This window comes from Marinobacter sp. (assembly GCF_041984545.1).
Taxonomy (GTDB): domain Bacteria; phylum Pseudomonadota; class Gammaproteobacteria; order Pseudomonadales; family Oleiphilaceae; genus Marinobacter.
This window is the reverse complement of record NZ_JBHIXV010000011.1, coordinates 1-15,180: the sequence shown is the minus strand read 5'-3', so window position 1 is coordinate 15,180 and position 15,180 is coordinate 1. Positions and strand designations below refer to the sequence as shown.

At 58.9% G+C, this 15,180-nt stretch carries 11 protein-coding genes and 4 tRNA genes; 4 read left to right on the top strand and 11 right to left on the bottom strand.

The window, feature by feature from the left end; all coding sequences use genetic code 11:
• Positions 1 to 3: 3 nt before the first annotated feature.
• The 8 genes from lon to ACFC20_RS07155 all read right to left on the bottom strand — a co-directional run bounded on the left by lon (position 4) and on the right by ACFC20_RS07155 (position 6,835).
• Positions 4 to 2,421 (bottom strand): endopeptidase La, encoded by a 2,418-nt coding sequence (gene lon, locus ACFC20_RS07190; protein WP_375192403.1) that lies wholly within the window; start codon positions 2,419 to 2,421, stop codon positions 4 to 6.
• A 165-nt stretch (positions 2,422 to 2,586) separates the two neighbouring features.
• Positions 2,587 to 3,870, bottom strand: a complete 1,284-nt coding sequence (gene clpX / locus ACFC20_RS07185; RefSeq protein ID WP_375192402.1) for an ATP-dependent Clp protease ATP-binding subunit ClpX — start codon at positions 3,868 to 3,870, stop codon at positions 2,587 to 2,589.
• Between the two features lie 77 nt (positions 3,871 to 3,947).
• Positions 3,948 to 4,583, bottom strand: coding sequence for an ATP-dependent Clp endopeptidase proteolytic subunit ClpP (gene clpP, locus ACFC20_RS07180; protein ID WP_375192401.1), 636 nt, complete (start codon positions 4,581 to 4,583; stop codon positions 3,948 to 3,950).
• 169 nt (positions 4,584 to 4,752) lie between these two features.
• Positions 4,753 to 6,057 carry a trigger factor gene (gene tig / locus ACFC20_RS07175; protein ID WP_375192400.1) on the bottom strand — a complete coding sequence of 435 codons (1,305 nt, stop codon included), beginning with the start codon at positions 6,055 to 6,057 and terminating at the stop codon, positions 4,753 to 4,755.
• A 216-nt stretch (positions 6,058 to 6,273) separates the two neighbouring features.
• Positions 6,274 to 6,358 (bottom strand) — tRNA-Leu (locus tag ACFC20_RS07170).
• 79 nt (positions 6,359 to 6,437) lie between these two features.
• A tRNA-His gene (locus ACFC20_RS07165) sits at positions 6,438 to 6,513 on the bottom strand.
• A 96-nt stretch (positions 6,514 to 6,609) separates the two neighbouring features.
• Positions 6,610 to 6,686: transfer RNA gene (locus ACFC20_RS07160), tRNA-Arg, on the bottom strand.
• A 72-nt stretch (positions 6,687 to 6,758) separates the two neighbouring features.
• Positions 6,759 to 6,835: transfer RNA gene (locus tag ACFC20_RS07155), tRNA-Pro, on the bottom strand.
• 226 nt (positions 6,836 to 7,061) lie between these two features.
• Here ACFC20_RS07155 and folD point away from each other — a divergent pair.
• Positions 7,062 to 7,919: a bifunctional methylenetetrahydrofolate dehydrogenase/methenyltetrahydrofolate cyclohydrolase FolD gene (gene folD, locus ACFC20_RS07150; RefSeq protein WP_375192399.1), complete on the top strand. Its 858-nt coding sequence runs from the start codon at positions 7,062 to 7,064 to the stop codon at positions 7,917 to 7,919.
• Positions 7,920 to 8,059: 140 nt separating this feature from the next.
• Here the strand turns inward: folD and ACFC20_RS07145 are convergent, their stop codons facing one another.
• The 3 genes from ACFC20_RS07145 to ACFC20_RS07135 form a co-directional block, all read right to left on the bottom strand.
• Positions 8,060 to 10,240: a malate synthase G gene (locus ACFC20_RS07145; protein ID WP_375192398.1), complete on the bottom strand. Its 2,181-nt coding sequence runs from the start codon at positions 10,238 to 10,240 to the stop codon at positions 8,060 to 8,062.
• Between the two features lie 150 nt (positions 10,241 to 10,390).
• Positions 10,391 to 11,779, bottom strand: a complete 1,389-nt coding sequence (gene cysS, locus ACFC20_RS07140; protein WP_375192397.1) for a cysteine--tRNA ligase — start codon at positions 11,777 to 11,779, stop codon at positions 10,391 to 10,393.
• The gene (locus ACFC20_RS07135; protein ID WP_375192396.1) at positions 11,776 to 13,455 is read right to left on the bottom strand and encodes a glutamine--tRNA ligase/YqeY domain fusion protein; all 1,680 of its coding nucleotides are present in this window, start codon (positions 13,453 to 13,455) and stop codon (positions 11,776 to 11,778) included. Before ACFC20_RS07135 ends, cysS begins: the two co-directional genes overlap by 4 nt.
• A gap of 146 nt (positions 13,456 to 13,601) precedes the next feature.
• Between ACFC20_RS07135 and ACFC20_RS07130 the strand changes: the two genes are divergently transcribed.
• The 3 genes from ACFC20_RS07130 to ACFC20_RS07120 form a co-directional block, all read left to right on the top strand.
• The gene (locus ACFC20_RS07130; RefSeq protein ID WP_091986151.1) at positions 13,602 to 14,102 is read left to right on the top strand and encodes a peptidylprolyl isomerase; all 501 of its coding nucleotides are present in this window, start codon (positions 13,602 to 13,604) and stop codon (positions 14,100 to 14,102) included.
• Positions 14,099 to 14,827 (top strand): UDP-2,3-diacylglucosamine diphosphatase, encoded by a 729-nt coding sequence (gene lpxH / locus ACFC20_RS07125; RefSeq protein WP_375192395.1) that lies wholly within the window; start codon positions 14,099 to 14,101, stop codon positions 14,825 to 14,827. The genes ACFC20_RS07130 and lpxH overlap by 4 nt, the downstream gene beginning before the upstream one ends.
• Positions 14,828 to 14,909: 82 nt before the next feature.
• On the top strand, positions 14,910 to 15,180 hold a 271-nt coding region (locus ACFC20_RS07120), incomplete at its 3' end, for a transposase (protein WP_375192394.1).

Genomic DNA, 15,180 nt, shown 5'->3' with positions numbered 1-15,180 from the left:
TGTTTAATGTGTATTTATGCGTTCCGAGGCATCACCCTCGTCGTCACGAGGTTTGCCCGATCCGGTCTCGGTGGCCGGCTCTTCGGTCCGCGGTTCCGGCGGATACGCCAGGGCAATGTCCAGCACTTCGTCGATCCACTTCACCGGACGGATCTCCAGAGACTCCTTGATATTCTCGGGTATCTCCTTGAGATCCCTGACATTATCGTCTGGAATCAGAACCGTCTTGATGCCGCCGCGGTGCGCCGCCAGCAGCTTTTCCTTGAGCCCGCCAATGGCAAGAACACGACCACGCAGAGTGATTTCACCGGTCATGGCGACATCGGCCCGCACCGGAATCTTGGTGAGTGCCGATACCAGCGCCGTGCACATCCCGATACCCGCACTGGGACCGTCCTTGGGCGTGGCGCCCTCCGGAACGTGAATGTGCAGATCGTGTTTTTCGTGAAAATCGTCCGCCAGGCCCAGGCCCGGAGCACGACTGCGAACGACCGTCAGGGCGGTCTGGATGGATTCCTGCATGACATCACCCAGGGACCCGGTTTTCACCACCCGGCCCTTGCCGGGGGTCAGGGCGCATTCGATGGTCAGCAATTCACCACCGACCTGAGTCCAGGCCAGCCCGGTCACCTGACCGATCTGGTTGGTTTCCTCGGCGAGGCCGTACTTGAACTTCTTCACGCCGGAATAGTCTTCGAGCATGTCTGGCTTGAGCACCACAGAGGCCTTGTCACCGCTCTCGACGTGGTCCCGAACGACCTTACGGCAGATCTTGGCAATCTCGCGCTCCAGGCCACGCACACCCGCCTCACGGGTGTAGTAGCGAATCAGATCCCGCAGGGTTTCCTCGGGCAGCTCCAGCTCGTCCTTGCGCAGGCCGTTGGCCTTGATCTGCTTCGGCAGCAGATAACGCAGGGCGATGTTTACCTTCTCGTCCTCGGTGTACCCGGGAATCCGTATGATCTCCATCCGGTCCAGCAGCGCCGGCGGAATATCCATGGAGTTGGAGGTGCACACGAACATCACGTCGGACAGGTCGTAATCAACCTCCAGGTAATGGTCGTTGAAGGTGTGGTTCTGCTCCGGGTCAAGCACTTCCAGAAGCGCAGAGGCCGGATCGCCACGGTGGTCCATGCCCATCTTGTCGATTTCGTCGAACAGGAACAGGGGGTTTTTCACGCCCACCTTGGACAGCTTCTGCAGCAGCTTGCCGGGCAGTGCGCCAATGTAGGTTTTGCGATGGCCGCGGATCTCGGCTTCGTCACGAACGCCGCCCAGGGCCATGCGTGTGTACTTGCGGTTGGTGGCCCGGGCAATGGACTGCCCCAGGGAAGTCTTACCCACCCCAGGGGGCCCTACCAGGCAAAGCACCGGACCCTTCACCTTCTTCACCCGGCTCTGAACTGCCAGGTATTCCAGGATCCGCTTCTTGACCTCATCCAGGCCATAATGATCCCGGTCGAGGATCTCACGGGCCTTCTCGATGTCGTGACGCACACGGCTGCGCTTTTTCCAGGGCACCGCCAGCATCCAGTCGATGTACCCGCGCACCACGGTGGCTTCTGCCGACATGGGCGACATCATCTTGAGCTTGTTAAGCTCTGTTTCGGTTTTCTTGCGGGCTTCTTCCGGCAATCCGGCTTCCTCGAGCTTCTGCTCAAGCTCCTCGAAGTCGTTGTTGCCTTCGCCCAGGTTACCCATTTCCTTCTGGATAGCCTTCATCTGTTCGTTCAGGTAGTACTCGCGCTGGCTGCGCTCCATCTGCTTTTTGACGCGGCCGCGGATACGCTTCTCCACCTCGATCAGGTCGATCTCGCCATCCAGCTTGCCAAGCAACAGGTCGACACGCTTGCGGATATCCAGGGCTTCCAGCAACTCCTGTTTCTCGGGGATGCGCATTTCCAGGTGCGCCGCCATGGTGTCCGCCAGTCGCTCCAGCTCTTCGATACCGGTCAGGGCATTGGAGACTTCCGAGGGCACCTTCTTGGAGAGCTTCACATACTTCTCGAACTCGTCCATCAGGGTCTTCACGAGAACGTCTTTCTCGCGATCCGGCAGAGACTCCTCGTCCATCAGCATGGCGCTGCCAGACAGGTATTCACCCTCGGTGATATCACTGATTGTGGCGCGTGCGTTGCCCTCCACCAGCACCTTGACTGTGCCATCAGGCAAACGGAGCATCTGCAGAACCGTTGCCAGCGTTCCCATGCCAAACACGTCCTTTGGGCCCGGCTCATCGGTGGAAGCGTCCTTCTGGGCTACCAGAAGAATCTCCTTGCTTCCTTCCATCGCGGCTTCCAGCGCCTGGATGGATTTTTCACGGCCCACAAACAGCGGGACCACCATGTGCGGGAACACCACCACGTCACGCAGTGGAAGCAGCGGGTATTCTTGCACGGTATTTTCGGATATCCGGGTCATAGGGAGTCCTCTGACGGTATTTCTTTCAGCATATCACCCTTCATTGGGGCGCCCGTAAAAATTGCAATCTTTTTACCAAACGAAACAAGGTAGGAATATCGGGATACAGGAAAGCAAAAAAGGGGCGTTGCCGCCCCTTTTTTTGTGTGACCGGAAACCGCCGGCTCAATCTTCCGGCACGGCCTTGGCGTGATCGCTGCTCGCGTAGATCTTGAAGGGCTCGGAGTCCCCGCTGATCACGCTCTCATCAATCACCACCTTGGTCACATCATGCTCAGACGGTATCTGGTACATGGTGTCCAGCAGGGTCGCCTCCATGATGGAACGCAGGCCGCGAGCACCGGTTTTCCGGTCCATGGCTTTCCGGGCAACGGCACGCAACGCGTCATCCCGGAAATCAAGCTCCACACCTTCCATGTCAAACAGCTTCTGGTACTGCTTGGTCAGGGAGTTCTTGGGCTCGGTCAGGATCTGAACCAGTGCTTCCTCGTCCAGTTCGTTGAGGGTCGCAACCACAGGCAGACGACCCACGAACTCCGGAATCAGACCGTACTTCACCAGATCTTCGGTTTCCACATCCTTGATGATGTCGCCGGTGTTCTTCGAATCATCCTGGCTGGCAACCGAGGCCGAAAAGCCGATGCTGTTCTTTTCCGTGCGCTCGCGGATGACCTTGTCCAGACCGGCAAAGGCACCGCCACAGATGAACAGCATATTGCCGGTGTCCACCTGCAGGAACTCCTGCTGGGGGTGCTTGCGCCCGCCCTGGGGCGGCACCGAAGCCACCGTGCCCTCGATCAGTTTCAGCAACGCCTGCTGCACGCCCTCACCGGAGACATCCCGGGTGATGGACGGGTTGTCCGATTTGCGGGAGATCTTGTCGATCTCGTCGATGTAAACGATGCCCCGCTGGGCCTTGTCGACATCGTAATCGCATTTCTGCAGCAGCTTCTGGATGATATTCTCGACGTCCTCACCCACGTAGCCCGCTTCGGTCAGCGTGGTGGCATCGGCGATGGTAAAGGGCACGTTGAGCATGCGCGCCAGGGTTTCCGCCAGCAGGGTCTTGCCGCTGCCGGTGGGCCCGATGAGCAGGATGTTGCTCTTGCCTAGCTCGACATCGCCCTTGCCTTCACCATAGCGCAGACGCTTGTAATGGTTGTAAACCGCGACCGACAAAACGACCTTGGCGCGATCCTGGCCGATCACATACTCGTCCAGCGTGTGCCGGATTTCGGACGGCGTCGGGAGGCGATCGCTCGGCTCCTCCTGGGCATTTTCCTGGATTTCTTCCCGGATAATATCGTTGCACAGGTCGACGCACTCGTCGCAGATGAACACCGAGGGCCCTGCAATGAGCTTACGGACTTCATGCTGGCTCTTTCCGCAAAACGAGCAGTAGAGCAACTTGCCGTTATCGTCGCCCCTGCCGTTTCTTTCATCTGCCATTGAAATACCTCTGATCTCGTTCTGCCGGCGTCATACCTGCATTACGCCGGCCATATATGATGCGATTACTTCCAGTATTATTTATTCGGTACGCGCTTATCAAGTATTGAATCGATCAGCCCGTACTCTTTCGCCTGGGCCGGATCCATGAAGTTATCCCGATCCGTATCCTTGGCGATGGTGTCCAGATCCTGCCCGGTGTGGTGGGCCAGGATGGAGTTCAGGGTGTGACGGATCTTAAGGATCTCACGGGTGTGGATCTCGATATCCGTGGCCTGCCCCTGATAGCCGCCCAGCGGCTGATGAATCATCACCCGTGAATTGGGTAGACACGCCCGCTTGCCGGCAGCGCCACCAGCCAGAAGGAAGGCGCCCATACTGGCGGCCTGGCCAACACACAGGGTAGCCACGTCAGGCTTGATGAACTGCATGGTGTCGTAGATCGACATGCCGGCCGTCACCGAACCGCCCGGACTATTGATGTACAGGTGAATGTCCTTGTCCGGGTTCTCTGATTCCAGGAACAGGAGCTGCGCCACGATCAGGTTCGCCATGTGGTCCTCAACCGGGCCCACCAGAAAGATTACCCGCTCCTTGAGCAGGCGGGAGTAGATGTCAAAAGACCGCTCACCACGGGCCGTCTGCTCGATAACGATCGGTACCAGCCCGGAATTGGTAACCATTGCGGGACCATCAATTGGTTTCTGCGTCATGATGCGCCTGAACTCCTTATGGACAATGGGTCGTGGCCATGGGCCACGGCAGTTTCATTGGTGTTGCACCCGTTACTTTGCCAGCAGCGGCCCCAGATGAAAACAGCCGGACATGCCGGCTGTTTCGTGGGACGGCGCTCGGGGGCGGAAAATCTGCCCCCGCGGCAAATCAGCGCTGCGGCTGACCAGCCTGTACGGCCTCTTCGTACTTGACCTTCTTTTCCTTGACCTTGGCCTGGGCCAGCACGTGGTCAACCACCGCATCTTCCAGCACCGAGGACTCGATCTGGGCCTTCTGCTCGGGGTTGCTGTTGAAGTGCGCGATCACTTCCTCCGGCTGTTCATACGTAGACGCGATTTCCTGGATCTTCTCATCTACCTTCGCCGGGTCGGCCTTCAGGTCGTTCTGCTTGACCACTTCCTGGAACAGCAGGCCTGTCTTCACGCGGCGCTTGGCCTGCTCTTCGAAGATCTCCTTGGGCAGCTGCTGGAAGTCAACCTGGCCACCGAAGCGCTGAACCGCATCCTGGCGCAGACGATCAATTTCCTGGTCGACCAGAGCGGCCGGTACGTCCAGCTCGGTGTTCTCCACCAGCCCGTCGACCACGTCGTTCTTGACCTTGTTGGAGATGGCCTGCTTGAGCTCACGCTCCATGTTCTTCTTCACTTCTTCGCGGAAAGCGGCTTCGTCTTCGGCGTCGATTCCGAACTTCTTGAAGAACTCGGAATCCAGTTCCGGCAACTGCGGCTCTTCCACCTTGTGGATCTTGATCTCGAACTTGGCCGGCTTACCCGCCAGTTCTTCGTTGTGGTAATCCTCCGGGAAGGTTACCTCGATTTCCATGTCCTCGCCGGCCTTGCCGCCCTGAATGGCCTTCTCAAAGCCCGGAATCATCTGGCCGGAACCGAGGGTCAGACGATGGCCTTCGGCGGCACCGCCCTCGAACTCCTCACCATCGATGAAGCCTTTGAAGTCAATGGTCAGCACGTCCTTGTTCTTGGACTTGCGCTTGACTTCCTTCATGGTGGCCTGCTGCCGACGCAGGTTGTCGATCATGTTGTCGACGTCTTTGTCGGTGATCTCGGAGGTCAGTTTCTCAACGGAGATCTTGCTCAGGTCGCCCAGCTCGATTTCCGGCAGCACTTCGAAAGTGGCAACGAACTCCAGATCCTTGCCCTCTTCCATGGTTTTCGGCTCGAACTTCGGCCAGCCCGCCGGGCTGATGTCCTGCTCCTGCAGTGCCTTGATGTAGTTGTCGCGCATGACCTCGCCCACAACTTCCTGACGAACACTGTCACCGAAACGACGCTTCACCACGCTCATGGGCACCTTACCCGGACGGAAACCGTTAAGACGAACGGTACGCGCGGTTTCCTGCAGGCGTTTCTGAACCGCCTGGTCGATTTCCTGGGCGGGCACACCAATCGTCATGCGACGCTCGATGTTGGAGGTCGTTTCAACAGACACTTGCATGGAAGATCCTCAAATTACAGATTCTGTAGGTGAATGAAATTAATACTAAAAGTCCGGTTACGGGAGCCTGCCCGCAAAAGGACCGAAAATTAAAAGCCGGTAGTTTATCATGCTTTGACCCGCCGAGAGAATCACTCTACGCGGCATTGGCCAACGTCAGCGACGACCCTGAGGTCTGGTGTGATTTATGGGGGCATAACATGGAAAAGAAAGGGGTGGTGCGCGAGGAGAGACTCGAACTCTCACGGGTTGCCCCACTGGAACCTAAATCCAGCGCGTCTACCAGTTCCGCCACTCGCGCACAACAGGATGAAGAGTGCCTGATGACCAGCCTGCCATCAATGGATTCATCACACGCGGAATCAAACAAGAGGGAAAAGTGGGGTGGACGAAGGGGTTCGAACCCTCGACCGCAGGAGTCACAATCCTGAGCTCTACCAACTGAGCTACGTCCACCACATAGGGACTTGCCTTTCCTCAAGCACCACGCAACAGCGTGAAGCTTTCAACTTTGCTGGTTACGGTCGCTCCGGCGCGGGTGCCAGCGTTTAATGGCGCGCCCGGCAGGACTCGAACCTGCGACCATCCGCTTAGAAGGCGGATGCTCTATCCAGCTGAGCTACGGGCGCTTGACCGTTCGCCCACCTGGCTGTCCACCACTCCTGCTCGAACGTGTCCGGAATCCGGACTCGTACAGTAAGTGGTCGGGGTAGAGAGATTCGAACTCCCGACATCCTGCTCCCAAAGCAGGCGCGCTACCAGACTGCGCTATACCCCGTTGCAACTGAACAACAAGTGCCTCAGCAAAGTTGGCGCGCATATTACCGGCGCCGGCGTGCTCCGTCAACACGGATTTCCAATTTCCCCCTATGCGGGCATGTAAGCTGACCGGTCGGGGCGAGGAAAGTTCCGGCGCTGGCCCCGGCCTGCGAATTGGAGTTACGCCGGAAGCATGAGACAATGCCCGGCCTTCATTTTTTGATGTCCAACCGAAAAGACGAGACATGACCGCCAAACTGATCAACGGAAAAGAGATTGCCGCCGAGGTGAGACAGCAGGTTGCCGCCGGCGTGGAAGCCCGTCGGCAGCAGGGGCTGCGCGCGCCCGGCCTGGCTGTGGTACTGGTCGGCAACGATCCCGCCTCACAGGTATACGTGGGCAACAAGCGCAAGGCCTGCGAGCAGGCCGGAATCCTGTCCCTGTCCTACGACCTGCCGGAAGACACCTCCCAGGAGGCACTGGAAGCACTGATTGATGAACTGAACGAGAATCCCTCCGTCGACGGCATTCTGGTTCAGTTGCCCCTGCCCCACCATCTGGATGCCGACCCCATTCTGGTCAAGATACGGCCCGACAAGGACGTGGACGGATTCCACCCCTACAACATTGGCCGGCTGATGCAGCGCAAACCAACGCTGAGGCCCTGCACACCGGCGGGTATCATCACCCTGCTCGACAGCATCGGTACGCCCTACAAGGGCCAGCACGCGGTCATTGTCGGCGCCTCCAACATCGTCGGCCGCCCCATGAGCATGGAGCTGCTGCTCAAGGGGGCTACCACGACCGTCTGCCATCGCTTTACTCCGGACCTGCCAAAGTTCGTATCAGAAGCGGACATTCTTGTGGCGGCTGCGGGCAAACCGGGACTGATCAGGGGAGAATGGGTCAAGCCCGGGGCCACGGTGATTGATGTCGGCATCAACCGGATGGACGACGGCAAACTGCACGGCGACGTGGATTTCGCAACGGCGTCGGAACGAGCGGCCTACATCACGCCGGTGCCCGGCGGCGTGGGTCCGATGACCATTGCCACCCTGCTGCAGAATACCCTGTACGCCGCTGACGTATTGCACAAAGACTGAACTCACCGAGTGTTGGATTACGGCTTCGCCTAATCCAACCTACGAGAGAGTGCAGGTTTTCCGGTAGGTCGGATTAGGCAAAGCCGTAATCCGACAAGCATAAAAAACCCCGCCGAAGCGGGGTTTTTTATGTGTCCGGTTTACTGCCCGAACTTAGCCTTGGCCTTCAGGCGGTAGGCGTGCAGCAGCGGCTCGGTGTAGCCATTTGGCTGCTCGCAGCCCTTCAGGACCAGCGCCATGGCAGCTTCGAAGGCAACGCTGTCATCGAAGTTCGGCGCCATGTTGCGGTAGGCCGGATCGCCGGCGTTCTGCTTGTCCACAACGGCGGCCATGCGCTTCATGGTCTCTTCAATCTGCGCCTCGGTGCAGATGCCATGACGCAGCCAGTTGGCCAGCAACTGGGAGGAGATCCGCAGGGTGGCGCGGTCTTCCATCAGGCCAACGTTGTTGATATCCGGAACCTTGGAACAACCAACGCCCTGGTCGATCCAGCGCACCACGTAGCCCAGGATGCCCTGCGCGTTGTTGTCCAGCTCCTGCTGGATATCCTCAGCGCTCAGGGAAGAGGGATCGTCCATCACCGGCACGGTCAGGATGTCCTCAAGGGCCGCACGCTGACGCTTGGACAGCTCTTTCTGGACATCAAACACGTTCACCTGGTGGTAATGGGTGGCGTGCAGCGTAGCCGCAGTCGGAGACGGAACCCAGGCGGTGTTGGCGCCGGATTTCGGATGACCGATCTTGGCTTCCAGCATGCCGGCCATCAGGTCGGGCATGGCCCACATGCCCTTACCAATCTGGGCAACACCGGAGAAACCGGTCTCAAGGCCGATATCCACGTTCCACTGCTCGTAAGCGTTGATCCAGGTCGCCTGCTTCATCGGGCCCTTGCGGATGAACGGCCCGAGCTCCATGGAGGTGTGGATTTCGTCGCCGGTACGATCGAGGAAGCCGGTGTTGATAAATACCGCCCGCTCTTTCGCGGCATGGATGCACGCCTTCAGGTTGACCGTGGTACGACGCTCCTCGTCCATGATGCCGACCTTCAGGGTGAAGCGCGGCAGACCAAGAGCATCCTCAACACGTCCGAAGAACTCGTTGGTGAAGGCCACTTCCTCCGGACCGTGCTGCTTGGGCTTAACGATATACATTGAACCCTTGGTGCTGTTCTGGAACTGGCTGTTGCCCTTGAGATCGTGGATGGCAATCAGGGAGGTGATCAGGCCGTCCATCAAACCTTCCGGGATCTCGTTGCCGTCTTTCAGCAGGATGGCCGGGTTGGTCATCAGGTGACCAACGTTACGGATGAACATCAGGCTGCGACCCTTGAGCGCCAGTTCGCTGCCGTCAGCGGCCGTGTAGATGCGGTCGGCGTTCATCTTGCGGGTCAGCTGCTTGCCGCCCTTCTCGAAGGTCTCTTCCAGGTCGCCCTTCATCAGGCCGAGCCAGTTGCGGTAGGCCAGTGCCTTGTCGTCGGCATCGACCGCTGCAACCGAGTCTTCGCAGTCCATGATGGTGGTCAGGGCAGACTCCATCAGCACGTCCTTGACGTTGGCGCCGTCACTCTTCCCGATGGGATGGCTGGCGTCGATCTGGATCTCGAAATGCATGCCGTTTTTGACCAGCAGCACACCGGTGGGGGCGTCGGCGGCGCCGGTATAGCCCACAAAACCGGCTTCATCTTTCAGGCCGGTGGTCTCACCGTTCTGCAGCTTGACCACGAGCTTGCCGCCCTCAACCAGGTATTTGGCGGCATCCTTGTGGCTTCCGGACGCCAGCGGCGCGGAGCTGTCCAGCAGGTTGCGGGCCCACTCGATGACCTTGGCGCCACGAACCGGGTTGTAGCCCGGGCCTTTGTCAGCGCCGCCTTCTTCAGAGATGGCATCGGTGCCGTAGAGCGCATCGTACAGGCTACCCCAGCGGGCGTTGGCCGCGTTCAGCGCGAAGCGCGCGTTCATAATCGGCACCACCAGCTGCGGACCGGCCTGGGTGGCCACTTCCGGATCCACGTTCGACGTGGAGATCTTGAACTCCGCAGGCTCATCCACCAGGTAGCCGATTTCCTTGAGGAACGCCTTGTATTCGGCCATGTCGATCTTCTGGCCCTTGTGATCGCGGTTCCAGCTGTCCATCTTTTCCTGGATCGCGTCGCGCTTGGCCAGCAGTTCGCGGTTACGCGGCGCCAGCTCGTTCACGATCTTGTCGAACTCGGCCCAGAATTTGTCGGCATCGACTCCGGTGCCCGGAATCGCCTCGTTGTTCACGAAATCATACAGATTCTTGGCGACCTGAATGCCGCCGATTTGTACGCGTTCTGTCATCGTTGTCTGCCTCAGTGGGTTGTTTCCCGACTCCCTCTTCTCACGAACGAGAGGGCATTCTAATTTGAGCGCCGCATTGTAAGGGAAAATCCTTACAAGATCATGCCCGCGAGCATAAAACTGGTCAGACCAAGCGCTCTGGCATGCCAGTCAGGCCTTGCGCCAGCTCGTGCCTTGCCGGGAGTCATCCAGGATGATGCCCTTTTCCGCAAGTGCATCCCGAATGCGATCCGCCTCGGCAAAATCTTTTGCCTTGCGGGCGTCGGCCCGGGCCTGGATCATCGCCTCGATCTCCTCCGCGGAGAGTTCAGCACTGCCGCCGGCCTTGAAGAATGCCTCCGGGTCCTGCTGCAGCAGCCCGAGCACACCACCGAGGCGCACGAGCACCGCGGCGCTGCGCTTGGCGTCTTCTTCCCGACCATCACGACGGAACTGGTTGATCTCATTGGCCACGGCATGGAGCACGGCAATGGCGCCGGCGGTGTTGAAATCGTCGTCCATGGCCTCGGCGAAACGCACATCGTGCTCGCCTTCGGGCACGTCGCCCGCCTTTGCCGGCACGATACCCCGCAGCGCATGGTAGAGCCGGGTCAGGGTGCGACCCGCTTCGGCCAGGTTGTCCTCGGAATAATCCACCTGGCTGCGGTAATGGCTCGACACCAGGAAGTAGCGAACCACCTCCGCCGGATAGGTCTCCATGATCTCCCGGATGGTGAAGAAATTACCCAGGGACTTGGACATCTTCTCCTTGTTCACGCGAATGGCGCCGGCGTGCATCCAGGTATTCACAAAGGTATGGCCGGTGGCGCACTCGGATTGCGCAATCTCGTTCTCATGGTGCGGAAACAGCAGGTCCGGACCGCCGCCATGGATGTCGAAGGTGTCGCCCAGGCAGCAGGTGGACATGGCAGAGCACTCGATGTGCCAACCGGGACGACCGTCGCCCCAGGGAGAGGGCCAGCTGACCTCCCCTTCCTTCGCCGCCTTCCACAACGCAAAGTCCGCAGGACTGCGCTTGGCTTCCTGCACATCGACCCGGGCACCGGCCAGCAGGTCTTCCAGCTTTTTCTTGCTGAGCTTGCCATAGCCCTCGAAGGAATCCACGGCAAAATACACGTCGCCGTTGTCCGCCGCATAGGCATGGCCGGTGGCGATCAGCTTGTGGATCATGGCGATGATTTCGTCGATATACGCGGTTGCCCGCGGCTCCTCATCAGGCGACAGCACACCAAGGCGTGCCTCATCCTCATGCATGGCGCGAATCATGCGCTCGGTAAGCTCGGTGTAGGGTTCGCCGTTTTCGTCGGCCCGGCGCAGGATCTTGTCGTCAATATCGGTGATGTTGCGAACGTAGTGCACCTCGTACCCGCGATGACGCAGGTAACGGGTGATCACATCGAACGCCACCAGCACCCGGGCATGGCCCAGGTGGCAGTAGTCGTACACGGTCATGCCGCACACGTACATCCGTACCTTGCCAGGCTCGATGGGTCGGAATTCTTCCTTCTGCTGGGTCAGGGTGTTGTGGATACGGATCATTTGCCCCCCTTGCCCCAGGAGTCACGCAGCGTCACCGTGCGATTGAACACCGGCCGACCTGCAGCCGCCGTCTGCTCCTGATCGCAGAAGAAATAGCCTTCCCGCTCGAACTGATACGGCAGATCCGTGCGGGGCTGGGCCAGACTCTTCTCCACCCGGGCGCCACGCAGGACAACCAGGGATTCCGGGTTCAGGTGGTCCATGAAATCCCCGTCCTTGTCGCTGTCCGGGGATTCGTGGTTGAACAGACGGTCGTAGACGTTGATATCGGTCTCAACGCTGTCGGTCGCGGATACCCAGTGAATCACACCGTTGGGCTTGTAGCCCTCCGGGTTCACGCCCAGGGTGGCCGGATCGTATTCGCACTTGAGCTCCACGATCTCGCCGCTGTCGTCCCGGATGATTTCCCGACAGGTCATTACATAGCCGCCCCGCAGACGCACCGCCTGATCCGGCGCCAGCCGCTTCCATTTCCGGGGAGGATCTACTTCAAAGTCTTCCCGATCGATGAACAGGGTCTGGCTCCAGGTGACTTCCCGCTCGCCCATGTCCGGGTTTTGAGGATGTACCGGCAGGCTCAGGGTTTCGGTCTGGCCCTCGGGGTAGTTGGTGAGCGTGACCTTGAGCGGACGCATCACGCACATGGCACGGGGCGCCCGGTTGTTCAGGTCCTCACGGATGGCGTGTTCGAGCATACCCACGTCAACCGTGCCGCCGGCCTTGTTCACACCAATCATGTCGCAGAAATTGCGGATCGATTCAGGCGTGTAGCCGCGACGGCGCATACCGGAGATGGTGGGCATACGCGGATCGTTCCAGCCATCCACAAAGCCCTCATCCACCAGGCGCTTGAGCTTGCGCTTGGAGGTGATGGTGTAGTTGAGGTTAAGGCGCGCGAACTCGATCTGCCTGGGGTGACAGGGCACCGAAATGTTGTCCAGAACCCAGTCGTAGAGTGGTCGATGATCCTCAAACTCAAGCGTACACAGGGAGTGGGTGATCCCCTCCAGCGCGTCCGAAATCGGATGGGTGTAGTCGTACATCGGGTAGATGCACCACTTGTTGCCGGTCTGATGGTGGTCGGCGTAGCGAATCCGGTAGAGAATCGGATCGCGCAGGTTGATGTTCGGGGATGCCATGTCAATCTTTGCCCGCAGCACCAGCTCACCGTTCTGGAACTTGCCATCGCGCATGTCCCGGAACAGTTTCAGGCTCTCCTCCACCGGACGATCCCGGTAGGGACTGTTCCGGCCCGGCTCCTTGAGGCTGCCGCGGTATTCAGCCATCTCGTCGGCAGACAGGGCACAAACATAGGCCTTGTCCCGCTCGATCAGCTCCTCAGCAAAATCGTAGAGGGCGTCAAAGTAGTCAGAGGCGTAGCGCGCATCGCCGGCCCACTCGTAGCCGAGCCACTCCACGTCCTGCTTGATCGCATCGATGTATTCCTGGTTTTCCTTCTCGGGGTTGGTGTCGTCGAAGCGCAGGTTGCACTCGCCCGAAAAGGTTTCAGCAATTCCGAAATTGAGGCAGATCGATTTGGCATGGCCAATGTGCAGATAGCCGTTGGGCTCTGGTGGGAAGCGGGTCACCACCTTGCCGGTATGTTCACCGCCGGCGATGGCGTCCTCGATCAGGCTCTGGATGAAGTTATGGGCTTTCTTCGACTCGGCGCTCATACAATCTCTGTTAAAAGGGGTGAATCTTAAACCGCCTATTATACTCACAAATCCTTTCCGGACTCATGCATCGGGGCAAACTCTTCAGTACAATACGGGTTTTGACACAACCCATCTTTCCAAACACCTCTGAACAGGAAACCCTGATGATTCTGCTGACGACCAATCTTGGCGACATCAAGCTGGAACTGGATTACGACAAGGCTCCGGAAACCGCGAAAAACTTTGAACAGTACGTCCGCGACGGCTTTTACGACGGCCTCATTTTCCATCGCGTCATCAGCAACTTCATGATTCAGGGCGGCGGCTTCGAGCCGGGCATGACCCCACGTAAAACCCGCGAGCCCATCCAGAACGAGGCCGACAACGGCCTGAGCAACATGCAGGGCACCATCGCCATGGCCCGGACCATGGATCCGCACTCCGCCACGGCGCAGTTCTTCATCAATGTCGAGAACAATGGTTTCCTGGACCACACCGCCAAGAACGCCGAAGGCTGGGGCTACTGCGTATTCGGCAAAGTGGTGGAAGGCATGGATACGGTCAACGCCATTCGCGCAGTCCGTACCACCATGCGCGCCGGCCACCAGGACGTACCGGCAGACGATGTGGTCATCGAGAAAGCCGAGGTTCTGGAGGACGCGTGACCACGCTGTTTATTTCCGACCTGCACCTGGAAGAATCGCGCCCTGACATTACCCGGGCCTTCCTGGCCTTTCTGGAAGAGAAAGCGACAGGCGTTGAAAGCCTCTACATCCTGGGCGATTTCTTCGAGGCCTGGATTGGCGATGATGAACGTACCCCTCTTCAGGAGCAGGTGGCGGGCGCCCTGCGCCAGCTCAGCGACAGCGGTACCCGCGTGTTCCTCATGCATGGCAACCGGGATTTTCTGATTGGCGAGGATTTCTGTGCCCGTGCCGGTGCCACCCTGTTGGACGACCCGACCGTTATCGACCTTTATGGCTCCCCCACCCTGCTGATGCACGGTGACAGCCTGTGCACCGCCGATGTGGAATACCAGAAGTTCCGGGCCAACATGCGCAATCCGCAGTGGCAGCAGATGATTCTGCAGCGCCCTCTGAAGGACCGCCAGCAGATGGCCCGTCAGCTTCGGGAAATCAGCATGGCCAAGAACCAGGGCAAGGAAGAATTCATCATGGATGTCACGCCCGAAGAGGTGGTCAAAGACATGGAGCACCATGGTGTTCAACGAATGATCCACGGCCACACCCACCGGCCGGCGGTGCACGAACTCATCGCCAACGGGCAGCCTGCACAACGGATTGTCCTGGGTGACTGGGATCAGAATGTCTGGTGGCTGGAAGCTCGCCCTGACGAAGAGCCGGCATTGAAAAAGCAGCCGCTGAAATGAAAAAAGCCGGGATAGGGAGGCTGTGTGAAAACAGCCTCCGAAGTTGGCAAAATAACCGCGACATGGCTCGCGGTTATTTTTTATGAGACATCTGGAAGGTACTCCTCGCAATCAGACGCTGCTGCTCCCACCCAGCGTTGAAGATTATGTTCCCGAAGATCACCCGGTGCGCGTAATTGATGCCTTTGTGGATTCACTGGATCTGTCGGACATGGGATTCAGGAAAGCGCAGACCGCTCACACAGGCCGCCGTCCTTATCATCCCGGCGACCTGCTCAAGCTCTATATCTACGCCTACCTTAATCAGACCAGCAGCACCCGGCGACTGGAGAAGGAATGCCATCGCAATCTGG

Excerpts from the sequence above, each read along its gene's own strand:
- lon (WP_375192403.1), bottom strand. The coding sequence starts at position 2,421 with ATGACCCGGATATCCGAAAATACCGTGCAAGAATACCCGCTGCTTCCA.
- clpX (WP_375192402.1), bottom strand. The coding sequence starts at position 3,870 with ATGGCAGATGAAAGAAACGGCAGGGGCGACGATAACGGCAAGTTGCTC.
- clpP (WP_375192401.1), bottom strand. The coding sequence starts at position 4,583 with ATGACGCAGAAACCAATTGATGGTCCCGCAATGGTTACCAATTCCGGG.
- tig (WP_375192400.1), bottom strand. The coding sequence starts at position 6,057 with ATGCAAGTGTCTGTTGAAACGACCTCCAACATCGAGCGTCGCATGACG.
- folD (WP_375192399.1), top strand. The coding sequence starts at position 7,062 with ATGACCGCCAAACTGATCAACGGAAAAGAGATTGCCGCCGAGGTGAGA.
- ACFC20_RS07145 (WP_375192398.1), bottom strand. The coding sequence starts at position 10,240 with ATGACAGAACGCGTACAAATCGGCGGCATTCAGGTCGCCAAGAATCTG.
- cysS (WP_375192397.1), bottom strand. The coding sequence starts at position 11,779 with ATGATCCGTATCCACAACACCCTGACCCAGCAGAAGGAAGAATTCCGA.
- ACFC20_RS07135 (WP_375192396.1), bottom strand. The coding sequence starts at position 13,455 with ATGAGCGCCGAGTCGAAGAAAGCCCATAACTTCATCCAGAGCCTGATC.
- ACFC20_RS07130 (WP_091986151.1), top strand. The coding sequence starts at position 13,602 with ATGATTCTGCTGACGACCAATCTTGGCGACATCAAGCTGGAACTGGAT.